This is a genomic window from Pseudomonas sp. Van50, assembly GCF_055390755.1.
In genome coordinates this window covers 4,983,877-5,005,998 of record NZ_AP024343.1, presented here as the reverse complement: position 1 = coordinate 5,005,998, position 22,122 = coordinate 4,983,877, and the positions used below count along the sequence as shown (strand labels likewise).

Genomic DNA, 22,122 nt, shown 5'->3' with positions numbered 1-22,122 from the left:
ACGGCCGCCGAGCAACAGCAACACATCGCCCAATGGAACCCGGCGCCGAACAGCTTCCCGGGCGAGGTGTGTCTGCATCAGCGCATCGCTGAGCAGGCGCGCTTGCGACCTGATGCCGTCGCTTTACGTTTCAATGAAAACAGCCTGACCTACGGCGCCCTAAACGCCCAGGCCAACCGCCGCGCCCATCAGTTGATCGCCCACGGCGTCGGCCCGGATGTGCTGGTGGGATTGGCCGCCGAGCGCGGTTTCGACATGCTGGTGGGGCTGCTGGCGATCCTCAAGGCTGGCGGTGCCTATGTGCCGCTGGACCCGACTTATCCCCAGGATCGTCTGGCCTACATGATGCAGGACAGCGGCATTCAACTGCTGCTGACCCAAGCGGCCCTGGTCGATCAATTGCCGGTGCCGGACGGCGTGCAGACGCTGCTGTTGGACGCCGACGTCAGCGCCTTTGCCGACAGCGATCCTCACGTAGTGATGGACGCGGCGAACCTCGCCTACGTGATCTACACCTCCGGTTCCACCGGCAACCCGAAGGGCACCTTGCTGCCGCACCACAACGTGCTGCGCCTGTTCGAGGCCACCGAGCCGTGGTTCCAGTTTGGTCCGCAGGATGTCTGGAGCCTGTTCCATTCCTACGCGTTCGACTTCTCGGTGTGGGAGATTTTTGGTGCGTTGCTGCACGGCGGCGAGTTGTTGATCGTGCCCTACGACGTCAGCCGTTCGCCGCAGCAGTTCCACGAACTGCTCTGTGAGGCCGGTGTGACGGTGCTCAACCAGACGCCCTCGGCGTTCAAGCAGTTGATGCACGAGGCTTGCGCCGATGACCGGGCCAACGCCCTGCGCTACGTGGTGTTCGGCGGCGAGGCCCTGGACGTCAAGGCCCTGCGCCCGTGGTTCGAAAAGTACGGCGACGCGGCTCCACAATTGATCAACATGTACGGCATCACCGAAACCACCGTGCACGTGACCTACCGACCGCTGTCGCTGGCGGACCTGGAACAGGACGCCAACAGCCCCATCGGCGAGCCGATTGCCGACCTGTCGTGGTACCTGCTGGACGGCGACCTCAACCCCGTGCCGAAAGGCTGCGTCGGTGAACTGTACGTTGGTCGCGCCGGCCTGGCCCGTGGCTATTTGAACCGTGGCGACCTCACTGCGCTGCGGTTCATCCCCGATCCGTTCGGCGACAGCGGCGCACGCTTGTACCGCACCGGCGACCTGGCGCAGTACCGCAGCGATGGCGTGATCGAGTACGTCGGCCGCATCGACCATCAAGTGAAAATCCGCGGGTTCCGCATTGAGTTGGGCGAGATCGAAGCGCGCCTGAACGCCCTGGCGGCGGTGCGTGAAGCGCTGGTACTGGCCCAGGAAGGGCCGAGCGGCCAGCAACTGGTGGGCTATGTAATCCCGGCAGATCCCCGCGAGGAGCAAGCCGGTTTGCGTGACCGGATCAAGGCCCAGCTCAAGGCCGATCTGCCGGACTACATGGTGCCGACGCACCTGCTGTTCCTCGAGCAATGGCCGCTGACCGCCAACGGCAAACTCGACCGCAAGGCCTTGCCGACCGCCGACGCCAGCCAGGTCCAGCAGGATTACGTGGCACCGCAAAGTGAACTGGAACAACAGATCGCGGAGATCTGGCAGGACGTGCTCAAGGTCGAACGGGTTGGTCTGAGCGACAACTTCTTCGAGCTGGGCGGCCATTCGCTGCTGGCGACACAGATGGTCTCGCACATTCGCCAGGCCCTCGGCCTGAACCTGCAACTGCGCCAGTTGTTCGAGAACGCCAGCCTTGAGGCCTGTGTGGCCGCACTGGTGGACAGCGACGTGGCGCGGCCGGCGAGCATCCCGCGTCTTTCCCGGGACCCGGCGCAACGGCCACTGTCCTACGCCCAGCAACGCCAGTGGTTCCTCTGGCAGATGGAGCCCCACAGCGCGGCGTACCACATTCCGGCGGCGCTGCGGATTCAGGGCGCCCTGGACCTGCCGGCCTTGCAACAGAGTTTCGCCACCCTGGTGCAGCGCCACGAGAGCCTGCGCACCACCTTCGTCCAGGTCGATGAGCAAGCGTTCCAAGTCATTCACGGGCAGATGAACCCGGTGGTGATTCCGCAGGTTCTCGACGGCGGCAATGAACAGATCCAGGCCTTCGTCCGCCAGCAGATCGCCCAGCCATTCGACCTGCAAAACGGCCCGCTGCTGCGGGTCGGCCTGCTGCGGGTGGCGGCCGACGAGCATGTGCTGGTGCTGACCCAGCACCACATCGTCTCCGATGGCTGGTCGATGCAATTGCTGGTGCAGGAACTGATCCAGGGTTATGCCGCGTACAGCCAGGGTGAGTCCCCGGCATTGGCCGAGCTGCCGATCCAGTATGCCGATTACGCGGTGTGGCAGCGTCAATGGATGGACGCCGGCGAACGGGAACGGCAACTGGCGTACTGGACCGATGTGCTGGGGGCGAGCAGCCGTTGCTGGCGCTGCCCACCGACCGGCCGCGCCCGACCCGGCAGAGCTTTGCCGGTGCACGCCTGGCTATCGACCTGCCCCAGGCCCTGGGCCAACAGCTGCGACAACTGGCCCAGCGCGAAGGCAGCACGTTGTTCATGGTCTTGCTGGCGTCGTTCCAGGCCTTGTTGCATCGCTACAGCGGCCAGTCGGACATTCGTGTCGGCGTGCCCATCGCCAACCGCAACCGAGTGGAAACCGAAGGGCTGATCGGCTTTTTCGTCAACACCCAGGTGCTCAAGGCCGAGGTCGATCCGCAGCAGCGTTTCAGTGCGTTGCTGGCGCAGGTCAAACAGGCGGCCATCGGCGCCGAGGCCCATCAGGACCTGCCGTTCGAGCAACTGGTCGAGGCGCTGCGGCCTGAGCGCAGCCTGAGCCACAGCCCGTTGTTCCAGGTGCTGTACAACCACCAGAGCGTTGCTCGCCAGGCACTGCCGGCGCTGCCCGGGCTGGTCATCAAGGCCCAGGACTGGGAAAGCCAGACCGCCCAGTTCGACCTGACCCTCGACACCCTGGAAGCCGAGGGTGAACTCGGTGCGGCGCTGACCTATGCCACTGACTTGTTCGACGCCAGCACCGTGCAACACATGGCCGAACACTGGCTGAACCTGCTGCACGGCATCGTCGCCGACCCCCGGCAACGCATCGGTGAACTGCCGCTGCTGACGGCGGCCGAGCAACAGCAACACATCGCCCAGTGGAATCCGGCGCCGCGCAGCTTCCCGGGCGAGGCGTGCCTGCATCAGCGCATTGCCGAACAGGCGCGTTTGCGTCCTGATGCCGTCGCCTTGCGTTGCAACGCCCAAACCCTGACCTACGGCGAGCTCAACGCCCAGGCCAACCGCCGCGCCCATCAGTTGATCGCCCACGGCGTCGGCCCGGATGTCCTGGTGGGATTGGCCGCCGAGCGCGGTTTCGACATGCTGGTGGGGCTGCTGGCGATCCTCAAGGCCGGCGGTGCCTATGTGCCGCTGGACCCGACTTATCCCCAGGATCGTCTGGCCTACATGATGCAGGACAGCGGCATCCGCTTGCTGCTGACCCAAGCGGCCCTGGTCGATCAATTGCCAGTGCCGGACGGCGTGCAGACGCTGCTGCTGGACGCCGACGTCAGCGCCTTTGCCGACAGCGATCCTCACGTAGTGATGGACGCGGCGAACCTCGCCTACGTGATCTACACCTCCGGTTCCACCGGCAACCCGAAGGGCACCTTGCTACCGCACCACAACGTGCTGCGCCTGTTCGAGGCCACCGAGCCGTGGTTCAACTTCGGCGCGCAGGATGTCTGGAGCCTGTTCCATTCCTACGCGTTCGACTTCTCAGTGTGGGAAATCTTCGGTGCGCTGCTTCACGGCGGCGAGTTGTTGATCGTGCCGTACGACATCAGCCGTTCACCGCAGCAGTTCCACGAACTGCTCTGTGAGGCCGGGGTGACCGTGCTCAACCAGACGCCTTCGGCGTTCAAGCAGTTGATGCATGAGGCCTGCGCCGACTCACGAAGCAATGCCCTGCGCTACGTGGTGTTCGGCGGCGAGGCGCTGGACGTCAAGGCCCTGCGCCCGTGGTTCGACAAGTACGGCGACGCGGCTCCGCAATTGATCAACATGTACGGCATCACCGAAACCACCGTGCACGTGACCTACCGTCCGCTGTCGCTGGCGGACCTGGAACAGGACGCCAGCAGCCCCATCGGCGAGCCGATTGCCGACCTGTCGTGGTACCTGCTGGACGGCGACCTCAACCCCGTGCCGAAAGGCTGCATCGGTGAGCTGTACGTCGGTCGCGCCGGCCTGGCCCGGGGTTACCTGAACCGTGGCGACCTCACTGCGTTGCGGTTCATCCCCGATCCGTTCGGCGACAGCGGCGCACGCTTGTACCGCACCGGCGACCTGGCGCAGTACCGCAGCGATGGCGTGATCGAGTACGTCGGCCGCATCGACCATCAAGTGAAAATCCGCGGGTTCCGCATTGAGTTGGGCGAGATCGAAGCGCGCCTGAACGCCCTGGCGGCGGTGCGTGAAGCGCTGGTACTGGCCCAGGAAGGGCCGAGCGGCCAGCAACTGGTGGGCTATGTGATCCCGGCAGATCCCCACGAGGAGCAAGCCGGTTTGCGTGACCGGATCAAGACCCAGCTCAAGGCCGATCTGCCGGACTACATGGTGCCGACGCACTTGCTGTTCCTCGAGCAATGGCCGCTGACCGCCAACGGCAAACTCGACCGCAAGGCCTTGCCGACCGCCGACGCCAGCCAGGTCCAGCAGGATTACGTGGCACCGCAAAGTGAACTGGAACAACAGATCGCGGCGATCTGGCAGGACGTGCTCAAGGTGGAGCGGGTAGGGCTTGGCGATAACTTCTTCGAGCTGGGCGGCGACTCGATTGTCTCCATCCAGGTGGTCAGCCGCGCCCGTCAGGCGGGCATCCGCTTTACTCCCAAGGACTTGTTCCAGCACCAGACTGTGCAGACGCTGGCGAGCGTCGCCCAGACCGGTGGACAGGCGCCGGGCATCGATCAGGCGCCGAGCCAAGGGTCGACGCCACTGTTGCCGATCCAGCAGGCGTTTTTCGCCGAGGCGATTCCCGAGCGTCACCACTACAACCAGTCGGTGTTGCTGAAACCGGCCAGCCCGTTGCAAGCATCCGTGGTGGAGCAGGCCTTGCAGGCGTTGGTGCTGCACCACGACGCCTTGCGTTTGTCCTTCAATGAAACCGCCGAAGGTTGGCGCGCCGAGCACCGTGAGGTGGCCGCGCAACAACAGGCTTGGGCGGACAAGGGTTTGCTGTGGCAGCGTGAGGTGGCCGATGCCAGCGCGTTGGAAACCCTCGCCAATCAGGCCCAGCGCAGCCTCGACCTGCACGCCGGGCCGCTGTTGCGCGGCGTCCTGGCGACCTTGGCCGATGGCAGCCAACGCCTGTTGCTGGTGGTTCATCACCTGGCGGTGGACGGCGTGTCGTGGCGGATTCTGTTCGACGACTTGCAAACCGCCTACCAGCAGCTGCTCGCCGGCCAAGCGCTGCAACTACCGGCCAAGACCAGTTCGGTCAAGGTGTTCGCCGAGCAGTTGCAGGCCCATGCGCGTAGTGCGCAACTGCAGCAGCAATTGGCCTACTGGCAAGGGCAACTGCGCGATGCGCCGGCCGACCTGCCGTGCCTCGACCCCGAAGCGACCGGGCAAAACCGCGAGGCCGTCACCGTTCACACGCGACTGGATGCGCACTTGACCCGGCAGTTGCTGCAAGAGGCGCCAGCGGCCTATCGCACCCAGGTCAACGACCTGCTGCTCACAGCCCTGGCCCGGGTGATCTGCCGCTGGACCGGCCACGACAGCCTGTTGCTCCAGCTCGAAGGCCATGGCCGCGAAGAGCTGTTCGCCAATGTCGACCTGACGCGCACGGTGGGGTGGTTCACCAGCCTGTTCCCGGTCCGGTTGTCGCCGGCCGTGGAACTGGCGGATTCGATCAAGTCGATCAAGCAAGGGCTACGGACGATTCCCGACAAAGGCGTGGGCTTCGGTGCCCTGCGCTACCTGGGCGACGACGCCAGTCGGGCGGCCCTGGAGGCGTTGCCGGTGCCGCGTATCACCTTCAACTACCTCGGTCAGTTCGACGGCAGTTTCGATCAGGCCCAAGGTGCCTTGTTCAGCCCGGCCAGCGAAAGCGCCGGCGACGAGCAAAGCCCGCTGACCACCCTGGGCAATTGGCTCACGCTCAACGGCCAGGTGTTCGATGGCGCGCTGCGGCTGGGCTGGACGTTCAGTGCGCAACAGTTCGAGCCGGCGACCATCCAGGGCTTGGCCGATGACTACGCCCGTGAGCTGGCGCTGTTGATCGCCCATTGCTGCGACCCGACGAGCCAGGGCATGACGCCGGCGGATTTCCCCCTGGCCGGCCTGACCCAGGCACAACTCGATGGCCTGGCGTTGTCGGCACGCGGGGTGGAAGACCTTTACCCGCTGGCGCCGATGCAGCAGGGCATGTTATTCCACAGCCTGTACGAAGCGGGCAGCGGCCAGTACATCAACCAGATGTGCCTGGATATCGAAGGCCTCGACCCACGGCGTTTCGAGGCGGCCTGGCAAGCGGCGGTCGATGCCCATGACAGCCTGCGCAGCAGTTTTATCTGGCAGGGCAGCGAGCGCCCGGTGCAAGTGGTGCACAAGCAGGTGCGCGTGCCGTTCACCTCGCTGGACTGGAGCGCCCGTGCCGATGTCGGCCAGGCCCTGGCCGAACTGGCGGACGCCGAGCGCGAGCAGGGCTTCGACCTGGCCTGCGCACCGTTGCTGCGCCTGGTGCTGGTGCGCACCGCTGAGCAGCGTTATCACCTGATCTACACCCATCACCACATCCTGATGGACGGCTGGAGCAACTCGCAGTTGCTCGGCGAGGTGCTGCAACGCTACGACGGCCAGGCCTTGCCACGCCAGGCCGGGCGGTATCGGGACTACATCGCCTGGCTGCAAGGCCGCGACGCCCAGGCCAGCGAAACCTTCTGGCTGGAGCAATTGCACAGCCTGGAGGCGCCGACCCGTCTGGCCGAGACCCGTGTCGCTCCGCTGCAATCTACGGCGGAAAGCAGCCACGCCAGCCACTATCACGACCTGACGCCCCAGCAGACCCAACGCCTGAGCGAGTTCGCCCGCCAGCAGAAAGTCACCCTCAACACCGTCGTCCAGGCGACCTGGCTGTTGCTGCTGCAGCACTACACCGGGCACGCCACCGTGGCCTTCGGCGCCACCGTGTCGGGACGTCCGAGCGAGCTCAAGGGGGTTGAGCAGCAGATCGGCCTGTTCATCAACACCTTGCCGGTGATCGCCAGCCCGCGCCCGGAGCAGGCGGTGAGCGCACTGTTGCAACAGATTCAGGGCCAGAACGTGGCCTTGCGCGAGCACGAGCACACGCCGCTGTTCGAGATCCAGCGCTGGGCCGGGCAGGGCGGTGACGGTTTGTTCGACACCTTGCTGGTGTTCGAAAACTACCCCGTGTCCCAGGCCCTGCAAGAGCAGGCGCCCTCGGGCTTGAGCTTCGGCAGCGTGGCCAGCCAGGAACAGACTAATTTCCCGTTGACCCTGGCCGTCAATCTAACTGACATCCTGAGCCTGCACTTCACCTATGCCCATGCTGCTTTCCCTACACACACCGTCGAGCGCCTGGCTGAGCAGGTGGCACACGTGCTCGCGCAGATGGTGAGCCTGCCGGCCGGCGGTTGCGTGGGCGACATCCAGTTGCTGGACACGGTGGCCCGCGCCAGGCTGCTGCACGACTGGAACGCCACCTCGGTGGTGGAACCGCCTCGGCGCCCGATCCATCAATGGATCGAGGCCCAGGTCCGAAGCACCCCCGACGCGGTCGCCCTGGTCAGCGAGCAGGAGACGCTCACCTACGCCCAGCTCAATGCCCGGGCCAATCGCCTGGCCCATGGCTTGATCGAGCGCGGCATCGGCCCGGACGTGCTGGTGGGCCTGGCGCTGTCGCGCAGCGTGCAGATGGTCGTCGGCTTGCTGGCGGTGCTCAAGGCCGGCGGCGCCTATGTGCCACTGGACCCGGCCTATCCCCGGGATCGCCTGGCGTACATGGTCGAGGACAGCGGCATCGCCTTGCTGCTCACCGAGACCGATGTGCTGCCGCTGTTCGGCGACGCTGCCGTGAACGCGCTGCTGTTGGATCAGCCTGGGCAATGGCTGGCCGGCTACAGCGAGCGCGACCCAGGCGTGGCCATCGACGGCGATCACCTCGCTTATGTGATCTACACCTCCGGCTCCACCGGCAAGCCCAAGGGCGTGACCCTTCGCCATGCCGCCCTGAGCAACCACATGGCGTGGATGCAGGGTTGCCTGAAACTGACGGCCGCCGACCGCGTCCTGCAAAAAACCGCGATCAGTTTCGATGCCTCGGTCTGGGAGTTCTGGCTGCCGTTGATGAGTGGCGCGCAACTGGTGCTCGCCAGCCCGCACCTGAACCTCGACCTGACCACCCTCTGGGCCGACGTGGCGCGGTGGCGCATCAGCGTGCTGCAAATGGCGCCCTCGCTGTTGCAGGCCTTGCTGCCACTGGCGACCCGCGCGCAACTGGCCTCCCTGCGCCTGCTGCTGTGCGGTGGCGAAGCCCTCAGCGTGCACCTGTCGCGCCAGGTCATGGCGCTGTTCGATGGCGAACTGCGCAACCTGTATGGCCCGACCGAAGCGACCATCGACACCAGCAGCCATGCCGTGGTGCGTGGCAGCGAAGACGACGCCGAGCGGATCATCGCCATTGGCCGTCCCATCGATAACGTGCGCACCTACGTGTTGGATGCGGCGTTGCAGCCTTGCGCCGTGGGCGCCGTCGGCGAGTTGCACATCGCCGGTGATTCCCTGGCCCGTGGTTACCACCAACGACCGGCACTGAGCGCCGAACGCTTCATTCCCGATCCGTTCGCGCCAGCCCCGGGCGGGCGCCTGTATCGCACCGGTGACCTGGCCCGTTATGGCGCCGACGGGGTGATCGAGTACCTCGGCCGGATCGACCACCAAGTGAAGATCCGTGGCCTGCGCATCGAGTTGGGGGAAATCGAAGCGCGCCTGCAGGCCGATGCCGATGTGCGCGATGCGGTGGTGCTGGCGCGGGACGACGTGAGCGGGCCGAACCTGGTGGCCTATCTGGTCGGCCAGGACAGCCTTCTTGACCAAGGCAGCCTGGGCGACCGACTCAAGGCGCGACTGGCGGCCCAGGTGCCGGACTTCATGGTGCCGACCCATTGGGTCTTCCTCGACCGCTTGCCGCTGACCCCCAACGGCAAGCTCGATCGCAAGGCCTTGCCGGCACCGGACACCCGTGCCCTGCAACCGGCATACCTGGCACCGCAGAGCGACCTCGAATGCCGGGTCGCGGCCATCTGGCAAGACGTGCTCAAGGTCGAGCAGGTCGGGCTTGGCGACGACTTCTTCGAGCTGGGCGGGCATTCGCTGCTGGTGGTGAGCGTGGTCTCGCGCCTGCAACTGGAACTGGGCCTGACCTTGACCCCGCAACTGATTTTCCAATTCCCGGTACTCGGCGCGTTCGTGGCGCAACTCGAGCCTGCCGGCGAACCCATGAGTACGTCGAAATTGAGCAAGCTTGAAGCGCTGCTCGATGAATTTGAGGAGGTTTGATGGACACCGCTGTCGCACAACGTATTGCCAGGCGCTTCATAACGCTGCCGCTGGAAAAACGTCGCTTGTACTTGCAGAAGATGCTCGAAGAGAACGTTTCCCCGGCGAACCTGCCGATCCCGCCTGTCAGTGCCGAGTTCGACACACTGTCGTTGTCTTTTGCCCAGGAGCGCCAATGGTTCCTCTGGCAGTTGGACCCCGAGAGCGCGGCCTACCACATGCCCACGGCCCTGCGCTTGCGCGGGCCGCTGGACATCGTTGCGCTTGAACAGAGTTTCACCGCGTTGGTGGCCCGGCACGAGAGCCTGCGCACCACCTTCCAGACCCATGGCGAGCAGGTCGTGCAGCAGGTACATGCGGCGGCGCCAGTGCGTTTGCAGGCAGACACCCTGGAACAGTTGCCGGACGAGATGCAGCTGCGCCAGTTGATCGAAGGGGAAACCCGCCAACTCTTCGACCTGCAACAGGGGCCGCTGCTGCGCACGCGCCTGCTGCGGTTGGCGGCGGATGATCATGTACTGATCGTGACCTTGCACCACATCGTGGCCGATGGCTGGTCGATGCAGGTGATGGTCGAGGAACTGGTCGACGGCTACGCCGCCTTCAGCCAGGGCCGCGCGCCGCAATTGCCGGCGCTGCCGATCCAGTACACCGACTACGCCATCTGGCAGCGGCACTGGATGGAAGCGGGCGAGCGCGAGCGTCAGTTGGAGTACTGGACCGCACGTTTGGGCGGCCAGCAGCCGATGCTGGAGCTGCCGACCGATTTCCCGCGTCCGGCGGTGATGAGCTATCGCGGCGCGCGGCTGGAACTGGCCATCGACGCGGCACTGGCCGGCGATCTCAAGCACATGGCCCAGCGCGAAGGCGTCAGCCTGTTCATGCTCCTGCTGGCCTCGTTCCAGGCGCTGCTGCATCGCTACAGCGGCCAGAACGATATTCGCGTCGGCGTGCCGACGGCCAACCGCAACCGGGTCGAGACCGAGCGCCTGATCGGCTTCTTCGTCAACACCCAGGTGCTCGACAGCGATGTCCAGAGCCAGGATTCGTTTGGCGCCTTGCTGCAACAAGTGAAACAGACAGCCCTGGGCGCCCAGGCTCACCAGGAACTGCCGTTCGAGCAACTGGTCGAGGCGTTGCAGCCTGAGCGCAACCTGAGCCACAGCCCGCTGTTCCAAGTGATGTTCAACCACCGGACCCAAGGCCCGGCGGGCGAGGGGCCGGTCGGCGCGTTGAAAGTCGAGGAGCTGCGCTGGGATTCGCATACGGCGCAATTCGACCTCACCCTGGAAACCGTGGAGCACAGTGAAGGGCTTTCGGCAGGGCTGATCTATGCCACCGACCTGTTTGGCGCCGAGACAATCGCGCGCATGGCTGGGCATTGGCAGAACCTGTTGCGGGCGATCGTGGCCGACCCGGCGCAGCGCATCGGTGAATTGCCGTTGCTCGACGCGGCCGAGCGCCAGGCCCAGCTCGACAACGGCCAGCGCACCCCGACGCCGGCGCCCGAGGCGGGTTTTGTTCATCAACTGTTCGAAAGACAAGCGGCGCGCACCCCGGACGCCCCGGCACTGGTGATCGACGGTGAGCGCTGGAGCTACGGCCAACTCAATGCCCGGGCCAATCAGTTGGCGGGCAAGCTGCAAAGCCTCGGCGTGGGCCCCGATGTCCTGGTGGGCATTGCCGTGGAACGCAGCGCGCACATGCTGGTGGGCCTGCTGGCGATCCTCAAGGCCGGCGGCGCCTACCTGCCGCTGGACCCGGCGTTCCCCCAGGACCGCCTGGCCTACATGATCGAAGACAGCGGCATCGAGCTGCTGCTGACCCAAAGTTCGCTGCTCGACCAGCTACCGCTGTCCTGTGGGAGCGAGCTTGCTCGCGATAGCGGTGGTTCAGTCAATATTGATGTTGGCGGTGAGGGCCTCATCGCGAGCAAGCTCGCTCCCACAGTGTCTGGTGTTGGCGTCACCACATTGGTGTTGGACCAGGAGGGTGACTGGCTCGACGGCTATGCCTGCGAGGCGCCGGCGCCGCGCCTGGATGCGGAGCACCTGGCCTATGCGATCTACACCTCCGGCTCCACCGGCAAACCCAAGGGTGTGATGGTGCGCCACGGCGCGCTGACCAACTTCGTCGCGAGCATGGCCCAGGCGCCGGGCATGACGGCCCAGGACCGGGCGTTGTCGCTGACCACGTTCTCGTTCGATATTTTCGGCCTGGAAATCTACGTGCCGCTGATGGTCGGCGCGTGCATCGTGCTGACCGGCCAGCACGTCGCCCAGGACCCGTACGCGGTGTTGGCGCTGATCGCGGCCGAGCAGGTCAACGTGGTGCAGGCCACGCCGTCGACCTGGCGCATGTTGCTGGACAACGAGCACGCCCAGGGTTTGCGCGGCTGCAAATGCCTGTGCGGTGGCGAGGCGCTGCCCCAGGAACTGGCCGTGCGCATGCTCGCCCTCGGCGGTGAAGTGTGGAACCTCTACGGCCCGACGGAAACCACCATCTGGTCGGCCTTGCACCCGTTGCAAACCCAGGCCGCGCAACCCTGGCTGGGCGGGCCTATCGACAACACTGCGCTGTACATTGTGGGCGCCGACCTGATGCCGGTGCCCTATGGCGTGGCCGGTGAATTGCTGATCGGCGGCCAGGGTCTGGCCCGTGGTTATTTCCAGCGTCCGGCGCTGACCGCCGAACGTTTCGTACCCCATCCGTTTGTCGCCGGCGAGCGCCTGTATCGCACCGGTGACCTGGCGCGCCAGCGGGCCGACGGCATCCTCGAATACCTCGGGCGCATCGACCATCAGGTGAAGATTCGCGGGTTCCGCATCGAGTTGGGCGAAATCGAAGCGCGCCTGCTGGAACAGGACAGCGTGCGCGAAGCGGCGGTGCTGGCCCAGGAGGCGCCGGGCGGCCAGGCGCTGGTGGCGTACATCGTTCCAACCGCCGAACTGAATGACCTGGATGCCGGCGCCCAGGGCGCCCTGCGCGACAGCCTCACGGCCCGGCTCAAGGTCAACCTGCCCGACTACATGGTGCCGGCGCACATGGTGGTGTTGCCACGCTTCCCGCTGACGCCCAACGGCAAGCTGGATCGCAAGCAGTTGCCCAAGCCCGATGCCAGCCAGTGGCAGAAAACCTATGTCGCGCCGCAGACACCCGTGCAGCAGGCGGTGGCGACGATCTGGGCCGACATCCTCAAGGTGCCGCGGGTGGGCCTGGACGACAGTTTCTTCGAACTGGGCGGCCATTCCTTGCTCGCCACCCAGGTGATGTCGCGGATTCGCCAGCAACTGAATATCCAGGTGCCGTTGCGCCTGTTGTTCGCCCATAACAGCCTGCGGGCGTTTGTCGAGGCCATGGGCACGGCATCGGCCCACGATGAACCGGGCATTCCACGCATTTCTCGCGACCAGCCGCTGGCGCTCTCGTTCGCCCAGCAACGGCAGTGGTTCCTCTGGCAACTGGAACCCACCAGCAGCGCCTATCACATTCCGGTGGCCCTGCGTTTGCGCGGCGCCCTCGACCGTGCGGCGCTGCAACAGAGCTTCGATGCACTGGTGGCGCGTCACGAGAGCCTGCGTACCCGCTTCGTGCTCGACAATGAGCGTCCTCTGCAAGTGATCGACGAACCAGCGCCGCTGGCCCTGGCGGTCGAATCGCTCGAAGCCAGCGTCGATGAACGTACCTTGCGCGGCTTGATCGAAGCCGAAACCCGGCAACTGTTCGATTTGCAGCGCGGTCCGTTGTTGCGGGTCAAGTGGCTGCAACTGGGTGCCGAGGACCATGTGCTGATCCTGACCCAGCACCACATCGTGTCCGATGCCTGGTCGATGCAGATCATGGTCGACGACCTGCTGCAGTTGTACGCAGGTTTCAGCCAGGGCCAGCCGGTGGCGCTGGCGCCGCTGCCGATCCAGTACGCCGACTACGGCCACTGGCAGCGGCAGTGGTTGGCGGCGGGGGAGCAGCAGCGGCAACTCGACTACTGGATCGAGCAGTTGGGTGGCGAGCAACCGATTCTCGAACTGCCGACCGACCATCCGCGCCCGGCCCAGCAAAGCTATCGTGGCGCACGGCTGCCCATCGTCATCGAACCGGCCCTGGCCGAAAGCCTCAAGGGCCTGGCCCAGCAGCACAACAGCACGCTGTTCATGCTCTTGCTGGCCGGCTTCCAGACCTTGCTGCACCGCTACAGCGGCCAGGACGACATCCGCGTCGGTGTGCCGATCGCCAACCGTAACCGGGTGGAAACCGAGCGTCTGCTGGGCTTCTTCGTCAACACCCAGGTGCTCAAGGCCGACATCGACGGCAACCTGCGATTCGACCAGCTGCTCGATCAGGTCAAGCAACGGGCCCTCGGCGCCCAGGCCCACCAGGACCTGCCGTTCGAACAACTGGTGGAGCGGCTGGAACCGGCGCGCAACCTGAGCCACACACCACTGTTCCAGGTGATGTTCAACCATGCCAGCGATGCCCGCCGGGACCTGTCGGCGTTGCCGGGCCTGAGCCTGGAGCAACTGACCTGGGACTCGGGCACCGCCCAGTTCGACCTGTCCCTGGACACCTTCGAGTACGCCGATGGCCTCAGCGCCGCGCTGACTTACGCCAGCGACCTGTTCGAGCCGAGCACCATCGCCCGCCTGGGTGAGCACTGGCTGAACCTGTTGCGCGCCATCGTCGCCAACCCGACCCAGCGCATCGCCGAGCTGCCGATGCTGGACAGGACGCAGCGGCGCCTGATCGTCGAGGACTGGAACCGCACCTACGCCGACTACCCGAACCATCTCCCGGTTCATCATTTGATCGAAGCCCAGGTCGAGCGTGATCCCCACGCCGAGGCGCTGGTGTTCGAAGGGCAGTCGCTGAGCTATGCCCAACTCAACGCCCGCGCCAACCAGTTGGCTCACGCCTTGATCGAGCGCGGTGTCGGCCCGGATGTGCTGGTGGGCATCTCGGTGCAGCGCAGCGTGGAAATGGTGGTCGGGCTGCTGGCGATCCTCAAGGCCGGTGGCGCCTACGTGCCGCTGGATCCGGAATACCCGCCGGAACGCCTGGCCTACATGATCGAGGACAGCGGCATCGAGCTGCTGCTGACCTGTGGGAGCGAGCTTGCTCGCGATAGCGGTGGTTCAGTCAATAGTGATGTTGAAGGTGAGGGCCTCATCGCGAGCAAGCTCGCTCCCACAGGAGGTGGCCTCAACATACTGGTGCTGGATGGGGACGACGACTGGTTGCGGGACAAGGCCACCGACAATCCGCCTGCCCGGGCCGTCGCCCAGAACCTGGCCTATGTGATCTACACCTCCGGCTCCACTGGCAAACCCAAGGGCGCCGGCAACAGCCACGGCGCCCTGACCAACCGCTTGTGCTGGATGCAACAGGCCTATGGCCTGGAGGCCGGCGACAGTGTCTTGCAGAAGACGCCGTTCAGTTTCGACGTGTCGGTCTGGGAGTTTTTCTGGCCGTTGATGACCGGCGTGCGCCTGGTCGTCGCGGCACCGGGCGATCATCGCGATCCGCAGAAGCTGGTCAGCCTGATCGAACGGGAAAGCATCACCACCCTGCATTTCGTGCCGTCGATGCTGCAGGCGTTCGTGCTGGATGCCAACGTCAGCCGGTGCACCCGTCTGACCCGCATCGTCTGCAGCGGCGAAGCCCTGCCGGTGGATGCCCAGCAGCAGGTGTTCGCCAAGTTGCCCAATGCCCGGCTGTATAACCTGTACGGTCCGACCGAAGCGGCCATCGACGTGACCCATTGGACCTGCCGCGACGAAGGGCGCGATGCGGTGCCGATTGGCGAGCCGATTGCCAACCTGATGACCTACATCCTCGACGATGAACTCAACCCGGTGCCGAGTGGTGTCAACGGCGAGCTGTACCTCAGCGGCCAGGGCCTGGCCCGCGGTTATCACCGCCGTCCCGAACTGACCGCCGAGCGTTTCGTCTCCAGCCCGTTCGTGGCCGGCGAGCGGCTGTACCGCACCGGTGACCTGGCGCGCTATCGCCCGGACGGGGTGATCGATTACGTCGGTCGGATCGACCACCAGGTGAAGGTCCGCGGGTTCCGCATCGAATTGGGTGAGATCGAAGCGCGCCTGCTTGAACATGCTGCGGTGCGAGAAGCGGTGGTGGTGGCCCAGGACAGCCGCAGCGGCAAGGTGCTGAGCGGCTACGTGGTCGCCCAGGCCGGTGAGGCCAGCGACTGGCCGCTGTTGCGCGAAGCGCTGCTGGCCCATTTGCGCCTGAACCTGCCAGAGCACATGGTGCCGACGCACCTGACCCGCCTGGAACACATGCCGCTGAGCCCGAACGGCAAACTCGACCGCAAGGCGCTGCCGGCACCGGACCTGGCCGAGCGCCAGGAAGCCTTCACGGCACCGGTCAACGCCATCGAGCGGGCGCTGGTGGACATCTGGCAAGGGGTGCTTGGCGTCGAGCGGGTGGGCACCGCCGACAACTTCTTCGCCCTGGGCGGCGACTCGATCAACTCGATCCAGGTGGTCAGCCGGGCGCGTGCCCAAGGCATCGGCCTGACCCCCAAGGACCTGTTCCTGCACCAGAACATCCAGGCCCTGGCGCGGGTCGCCACGGCGGCCGATGAAGGCGTGATCGACCAAGGCCCGGTCACCGGCGACAGCCTGCTGGTGCCGATGCAGCATTGGTTCTTCGCCAGTGATATCCCGCACCGCGACCACTGGAACCAATCGGTCCTGCTGACCCCGCGCGAACCCTTGGACATCGCCCACCTGCAACAGGCTCTCCAGCACGTGGTGGCCCATCACGATGCCCTGCGCCTGCGCTTCACCGAGGCCGACGATGGCCGCTGGCACGCCAGCCATCAGGCCGTGGATAAGCAGCCGCTGGAGATCTGGCAGCGCACCGCGCAGGACGCCGCCGAGATCATCGCCATCGCCGACCAGGCCCAACGCAGCCTCGACCTGCAACACGGCCCGTTGCTGCGCTGCAGCCTGATCGCGGTGCAGGACGGCAGTTCGCGCCTGCACCTGGCGATTCATCACCTGGTCATGGACGGCGTGTCGTGGCGGGTGCTGCTGGAAGACCTGCAAAACGTCTACCGCCAACTGCGGGCGAACCAGGCGCCGGCCTTGCCGGGCAAGTCCACGGCGTTCAAGGCCTGGGCCGCTCAGTTGCAGGACTACGCCCACAGTGAAACTCTGAACAAGGAACTGGATTACTGGGTCGGGCAACTGGACCAGCCCCTGCCGCCGCTGCCACGGGCCCGCCCCGAGGGCAGCCAGGCCGCGGCCCATGGCCGTTCGGTGAGCACGCGCCTGGATGCCACCCAGACCCAGCGTTTGCTCAAGCAGGCACCGGCGGCCTATCGCACCCAGGTCAACGATTTGCTGCTCAGCGCCCTGGCGCAAGTGGTCTGCCAATGGACCGGGCAACCGGCCTGCCTGGTGCAGCTCGAAGGCCATGGCCGCGAAGAACTGTTCGAGGGCATCGACCTGAGCCGCACCGTCGGTTGGTTCACCAGCCTGTTCCCGGTGTTGCTGACGCCGGCCGGCGACCCGGCCGAGTCGATCAAGCGGATCAAGGAACAACTGCGGGCGGTGCCGAACAAGGGCCTGGGCTACGGCGTCCTGCGTTACCTGGGGCTGAAGCGGTCCAGCAGCGCCTGGCAAAACTGCCGCCAGCGCGCATCACCTTCAACTACCTGGGGCAGTTCGACCAGAGCTTCGATGAGCAGGCGCTGTTCGTGCCGAGTGAAGAGGGCAGTGGCGCCGGGCATGGCGATGACGTGGCGCTGGGCAACTGGCTGACCATCGACGGGCGGATCTTCAACGGCCAGTTGACCCTCGACTGGACGTTCAGTGGCGATGTTTTCGACGAGGCCACGCTCCAGCGGTTGGCGGATGCCTACGCCGTGGCGTTGCAACAACTGATCGATCACTGCTGCACCGACGGGCACTTGGGCCTGACACCCTCGGACTTCCCGCTGGCGCGCCTGAGCCAGGCGCAACTCAATGGCCTGCCGGTGCCCGTGGCGCAGGTGGAGGACATCTATCCGCTGTCGCCGATGCAGGACGGCATGCTGTTCCACACCCTGGCCGACGACAGCTCCGGCTTGTACATCAACCAGATCAGCCTGCCGGTGCATGGCCTGGACACCGAGCGTTTCGCCCGGGCCTGGACGTCGGTGATCGAGCGCGAAGACATCCTGCGCACCAGTTTCCACTGGCAGGATGGCTTGAACGCGCCGGTGCAAATCGTCCATCGCCATGTCGAGTTGCCGTTGCAGATTGAAGACTGGCGTGGACAGGACATCAGCGAGCAGGCGATCAGCGTCCGGGCGACCGCCGACTACCTGGCCGGTTTCGACCTGAGCCGCGCGCCTTTGCAACGGGTGTTGCTGCTGCGCCTGGAAGACGATCGCTACCAGATGATCTGGACCTGCCATCACATCCTCATGGACGGCTGGAGCAGTTCGCGGTTGTTCGGTGAGGTGTTGCAGTTCTACGCCCATGGGCAGGTGCCCAGCCGCAATGGTCGCTACCGCGAGTTCATCGAATGGCTGCAACGCCAGGACCAGGGCGCGCTGGAAGGTTTCTGGCGCAGCCGCCTCGACACCTTGGAACAGGCGACTTCCCTTAACCAGGCGATGTTCCCGCGGCATGTCGAGGCATTGCCGGGGCACGAGGCGCTGTATTCGCGCTGGGACGTGGCACAGACCGCTCGCCTGCAACAGGCCTGCCGCGCCTTGCAGATCACACCCAATACCTTGATCCAAGGGGCGTGGCTGCTGTTGCTGCAACGCTTCACCGGGCAGAACACCGTGGTCTTCGGCGCCACCGTCGCCGGGCGTCCGGCGGGGCTGGTCAACGCCGACAACATCCTCGGCCTGTTCATCAACACCTTGCCGGTGATCCAGACCCTGGACCCCGAGCAGCCGCTGGACCAATGGCTGCAACAGTTGCAGGCCTACAACCTGGACCTGCGTGAGCATTCCCATGCGCCACTGGCGGACATCCAGCGCTGGTCGGGCCTGGGCGGGCAGGGCTTGTTCGACAGCATCATCGTGTTCGAGAACTACCCCATCGACGAACGCCTGGGCGACCAGCAGGACACCGGCCTGAGCTTCGGCGAGTCACGCAATCATGACGTGACCAACTTCCCGATGGACCTGGCAGTCAACCTGGGTGAAACGCTGTCCATCGAGTACCTGTTCCTGCGCAACGCCTTCAGCGTCGAAGCGGTGGAGCGAATCCGCCGGACCCTGGAAGACACCCTGGAAGCGATGATCGATGCGCCCCACGTGTGCCTGGGCAACCTGCAGCGCTTGTCGCTGGAACAGTGGCAGGCCTTCGCACAATGGAGCGCGGCGCCGAACGGCTGCTATCAGGCGCAGTTGTTGCCGGAGCTGATTGGCCGGCATGCCCAGTCGCGTCCGCAGGCCACGGCGCTGGTGTGTGGCGACGACTCGCTGGACTATGGCGAACTGGAGCGCCGGGCCAACCGCCTGGCCCACCGTTTGATCGAACTTGGCGCCGGCCCGGAAGTGGTGGTCGGTGTGGCCCTGGAGCGTTCGGTGGACATGGTCGTGGCGCTGCTGGCGGTGATGAAAAGCGGTTCGGCGTATGTGCCGCTGGACATCGATTATCCACCCGAGCGCCTGGCGTTCATGATCGAAGATTCGGCCATGGCGCTGTTGCTGACCCACAGCCGGGTGCAGGCACGCCTGCCGGATCTCGACGGTCTGGCGCGCCTGGCCATCGACGGTTTCGACAGCCGCGGCTACAGCGATTTGCCGCCCCACAGCGGTTTGCTCGGCGGCAACCTGGCCTACCTGATCTACACCTCGGGCTCCACCGGTCGACCCAAAGGCGTCGCCGTGGCGCACGGGCCGATGAGCATGCATTGCCAGGCCATCGCCGGGCTGTACGACATGGACGAACAGACCCGCGAACTGCATTTCATGTCGTTCGCCTTCGACGGCGCCCATGAACGCTGGCTGAGCACGCTGTTCAGCGGCGGCACCCTGGTGATTCGTGACGGCGCGCTGTGGACGCCGGAGCAGACCTTCGACGCCTTGCACCGCCACGGCATTACCATCGCCTGCTTCCCGCCGGCCTACCTCAAGCAACTGGCCGAGTACGCTGCCAATAGCTCACTGGCGCCACCGCCGGTGCGGGTCTACTGCTTCGGCGGCGATGCGGTGCCGGACCAGACCTTCGAGCAAGTGAAGGCGGCGTTGCGTCCGCAATTCTTCACCAACGGCTACGGCCCGACTGAAACCGTGGTCACGCCGATGCTGTGGAAGGTGCCGGCCAGCGAACGTTGCGAAGCCGCCTACGCGCCGATCGGGCGTGCGGTGGGGGAGCGCGCCTTGTATGTACTGGACGACAACCTCAACCCGTTGCCGCCAGGCATTGCCGGCGAGTTGTACATCGGTGGCGCGGGCATCGCCCGTGGTTATCACCGCCGCCCGGACCTGAGTGCCGAGCGCTTCGTGCCGGATCCGTTCGGCCAGCCGGGCGATCGCCTGTACCGCAGCGGCGACCTGGTACGCCAGCGCGTCGATGGGGTGCTCGATTACGTCGGCCGTATCGACCACCAGATCAAGGTGCGAGGTTTCCGCATCGAACTGGGAGAAGTGGAGGCCAGCCTGCGGCAACTGGACGACGTCAGTGATGCGTTGGTGATCGCTCGCGACAGTGCCTCGGGCAAGCAACTGATTGGCTACGTGGTCACCCCCGATGGCGTGGCCATCGGCGATCGGCTCAAGGCCGAGCTGCGGGCGCAATTGCCGGATTACATGGTGCCGGCCCAGGTCATCTGCCTGGAGGCGTTGCCGGTCACGCCGAACGGCAAGCTCGATCGCCAGGCCTTGCCGGAGCCGGAATTCAAGGGGGCCGAGTATGTGCCGGGGCGTAACCGCGATGAGCAACTGTTGGCCGAGGTCTGGGCTGATGTGTTGCAAGTCGAACGGGTGGGCATTACCGACAATTTCTTCGAGTTGGGCGGTGACTCGATCCTCAGCCTGCAAGTGGTCTCGCGGGTGCGTAACCATGGGGAGCTGAAGATGGAGCTCAAGCTGCGGGACCTGATGCGCGGCCAGACCATCGAGGCGATTTTCGACCAGCGTTCGAACACGTTTGCCGTGACGGTCGAGGACGTGACCCAGGTGGCCGCCGAAGGGCAGTTCAACCTGATTCCGATCCAGCAATGGTGGTTCGACCAGCGCATGAGCGAACCCCATCATTACAACCAGGCGTTGATGCTGCGGGCCCGTCAGGGGTTGAACCTGACGGCACTGGAATTGGCCTTGCGCGGCATGATGCAGCAGCACGATGCCTTGCGCCTGCGCTTCAGTGAAGTCGGCGGGCGCCACCTGCAGCATTACCAGGCGCTGGAGGAGATGCAGGCCCAGTGGGCCAACGAACCTTTGCTGTGGCAGCACAGCGTGGCCGATGAAGCCGAGTTGGAGTTGTACGCCGAGCAGGTGCAACGCAGCCTTGATGTGCACAACGGGCCGGTGTGGCGCACGGCGCATGTGACCCTGGGCAGCGGTGAAATTCGTGTGCTGATGGTGATTCATCACCTGGTCATCGACACGGTGTCGTGGCGTTTGCTGCTGCAGGATTTGCAGACGGCTTATGCGGCCTACAGCGACGGCCAGACGCCGAACCTGCCGATTCGCACCAGCAGCTACCGGGCCTGGGCCGAGGGCCTGCAAGCCTATGCGCGGGACTATCCGGCGCCGGAAAAAGCCTGGTGGCTGGAGCAGATCGACCAGCCGGGCAGTGAGTTGCCGTGTGACAACCTGCGGGGCAAGAACCAGGTGCAGTACCAATCGGTGGCGCATTTGAGCCTGTCGGAGCAGCACACCCAGCAGTTGCTCAAACAGGTGCCGGCGGTCTACCAGACGCAGATCAACGACGTGCTGCTGGCGGCGCTGAGCCGGGTCTTGTGCCGCTGGAGCCAGCAGCCGTCGGTGCTGATCCAACTGGAGGGGCATGGTCGCGAGGACCTGGTCAAGGACATCGACCTGAGCCGCAGCCTGGGCTGGTTCACCAGCATGTTCCCGGTGCGCCTGACCCCGAGCCATGAAGCCGACATCGGCACCTCGGTGCGGGCGGTGCAACGGCAGTTGGCCGCCGTGCCGAACAAGGGATTGGGCTATGGCGTGTTGCGCTACATGAGCGGCGAGCCGATGGCCGCCACCCTGGGCCGCGCGCCCCAGGCACGGGTGACGTTCAACTACCTGGGGCAGTTCGACCAGAGCTTCGACGACAAGGCGTTGCTGGTGCCGGCGGCGGAAAGCTACGGCAGCTGCTACAGCCCTCATGCCGCACTGGGCAACTGGCTGGAAGTGGTGGGGCAGGTGTACGACGGGCGACTGGCACTGCGCTGCATCTTCAGCACCCGCCGCTACCGTGCCGAGACCGTCGAGGGGTTGATGCGCGCCTACCAGGAGGAACTGGAGGCGTTGATCGAGCACTGCGTGGCGCAAGCGGCTTAA

At 65.5% G+C, this 22,122-nt stretch carries 2 protein-coding genes and 1 pseudogene (1 of these 3 only partly in view); all 3 read left to right on the top strand.

Annotated elements, in window-relative coordinates; genetic code table 11:
- Window positions 1-9,638, top strand: a pseudogene (locus ACZ5M5_RS21140) (amino acid adenylation domain-containing protein); it begins 1,440 nt to the left of the window's first position.
- A complete protein-coding gene (locus tag ACZ5M5_RS21135; protein ID WP_464737933.1) occupies window positions 9,638-17,422 on the top strand; it encodes an amino acid adenylation domain-containing protein in 7,785 nt (2,594 codons plus the stop codon). The pseudogene ACZ5M5_RS21140 and the gene ACZ5M5_RS21135 overlap by 1 nt, the downstream one beginning before the upstream one ends.
- On the top strand, window positions 17,317-22,122 hold the full coding sequence (locus tag ACZ5M5_RS21130) for an amino acid adenylation domain-containing protein (protein ID WP_464739436.1): 4,806 nt from the start codon (window positions 17,317-17,319) through the stop codon (window positions 22,120-22,122). Before ACZ5M5_RS21135 ends, ACZ5M5_RS21130 begins: the two co-directional genes overlap by 106 nt.

Coding starts and splice junctions, on each gene's coding strand:
- ACZ5M5_RS21135 (WP_464737933.1), top strand. CDS start 9,638: ATGGACACCGCTGTCGCACAACGTATTGCCAGGCGCTTCATAACGCTG.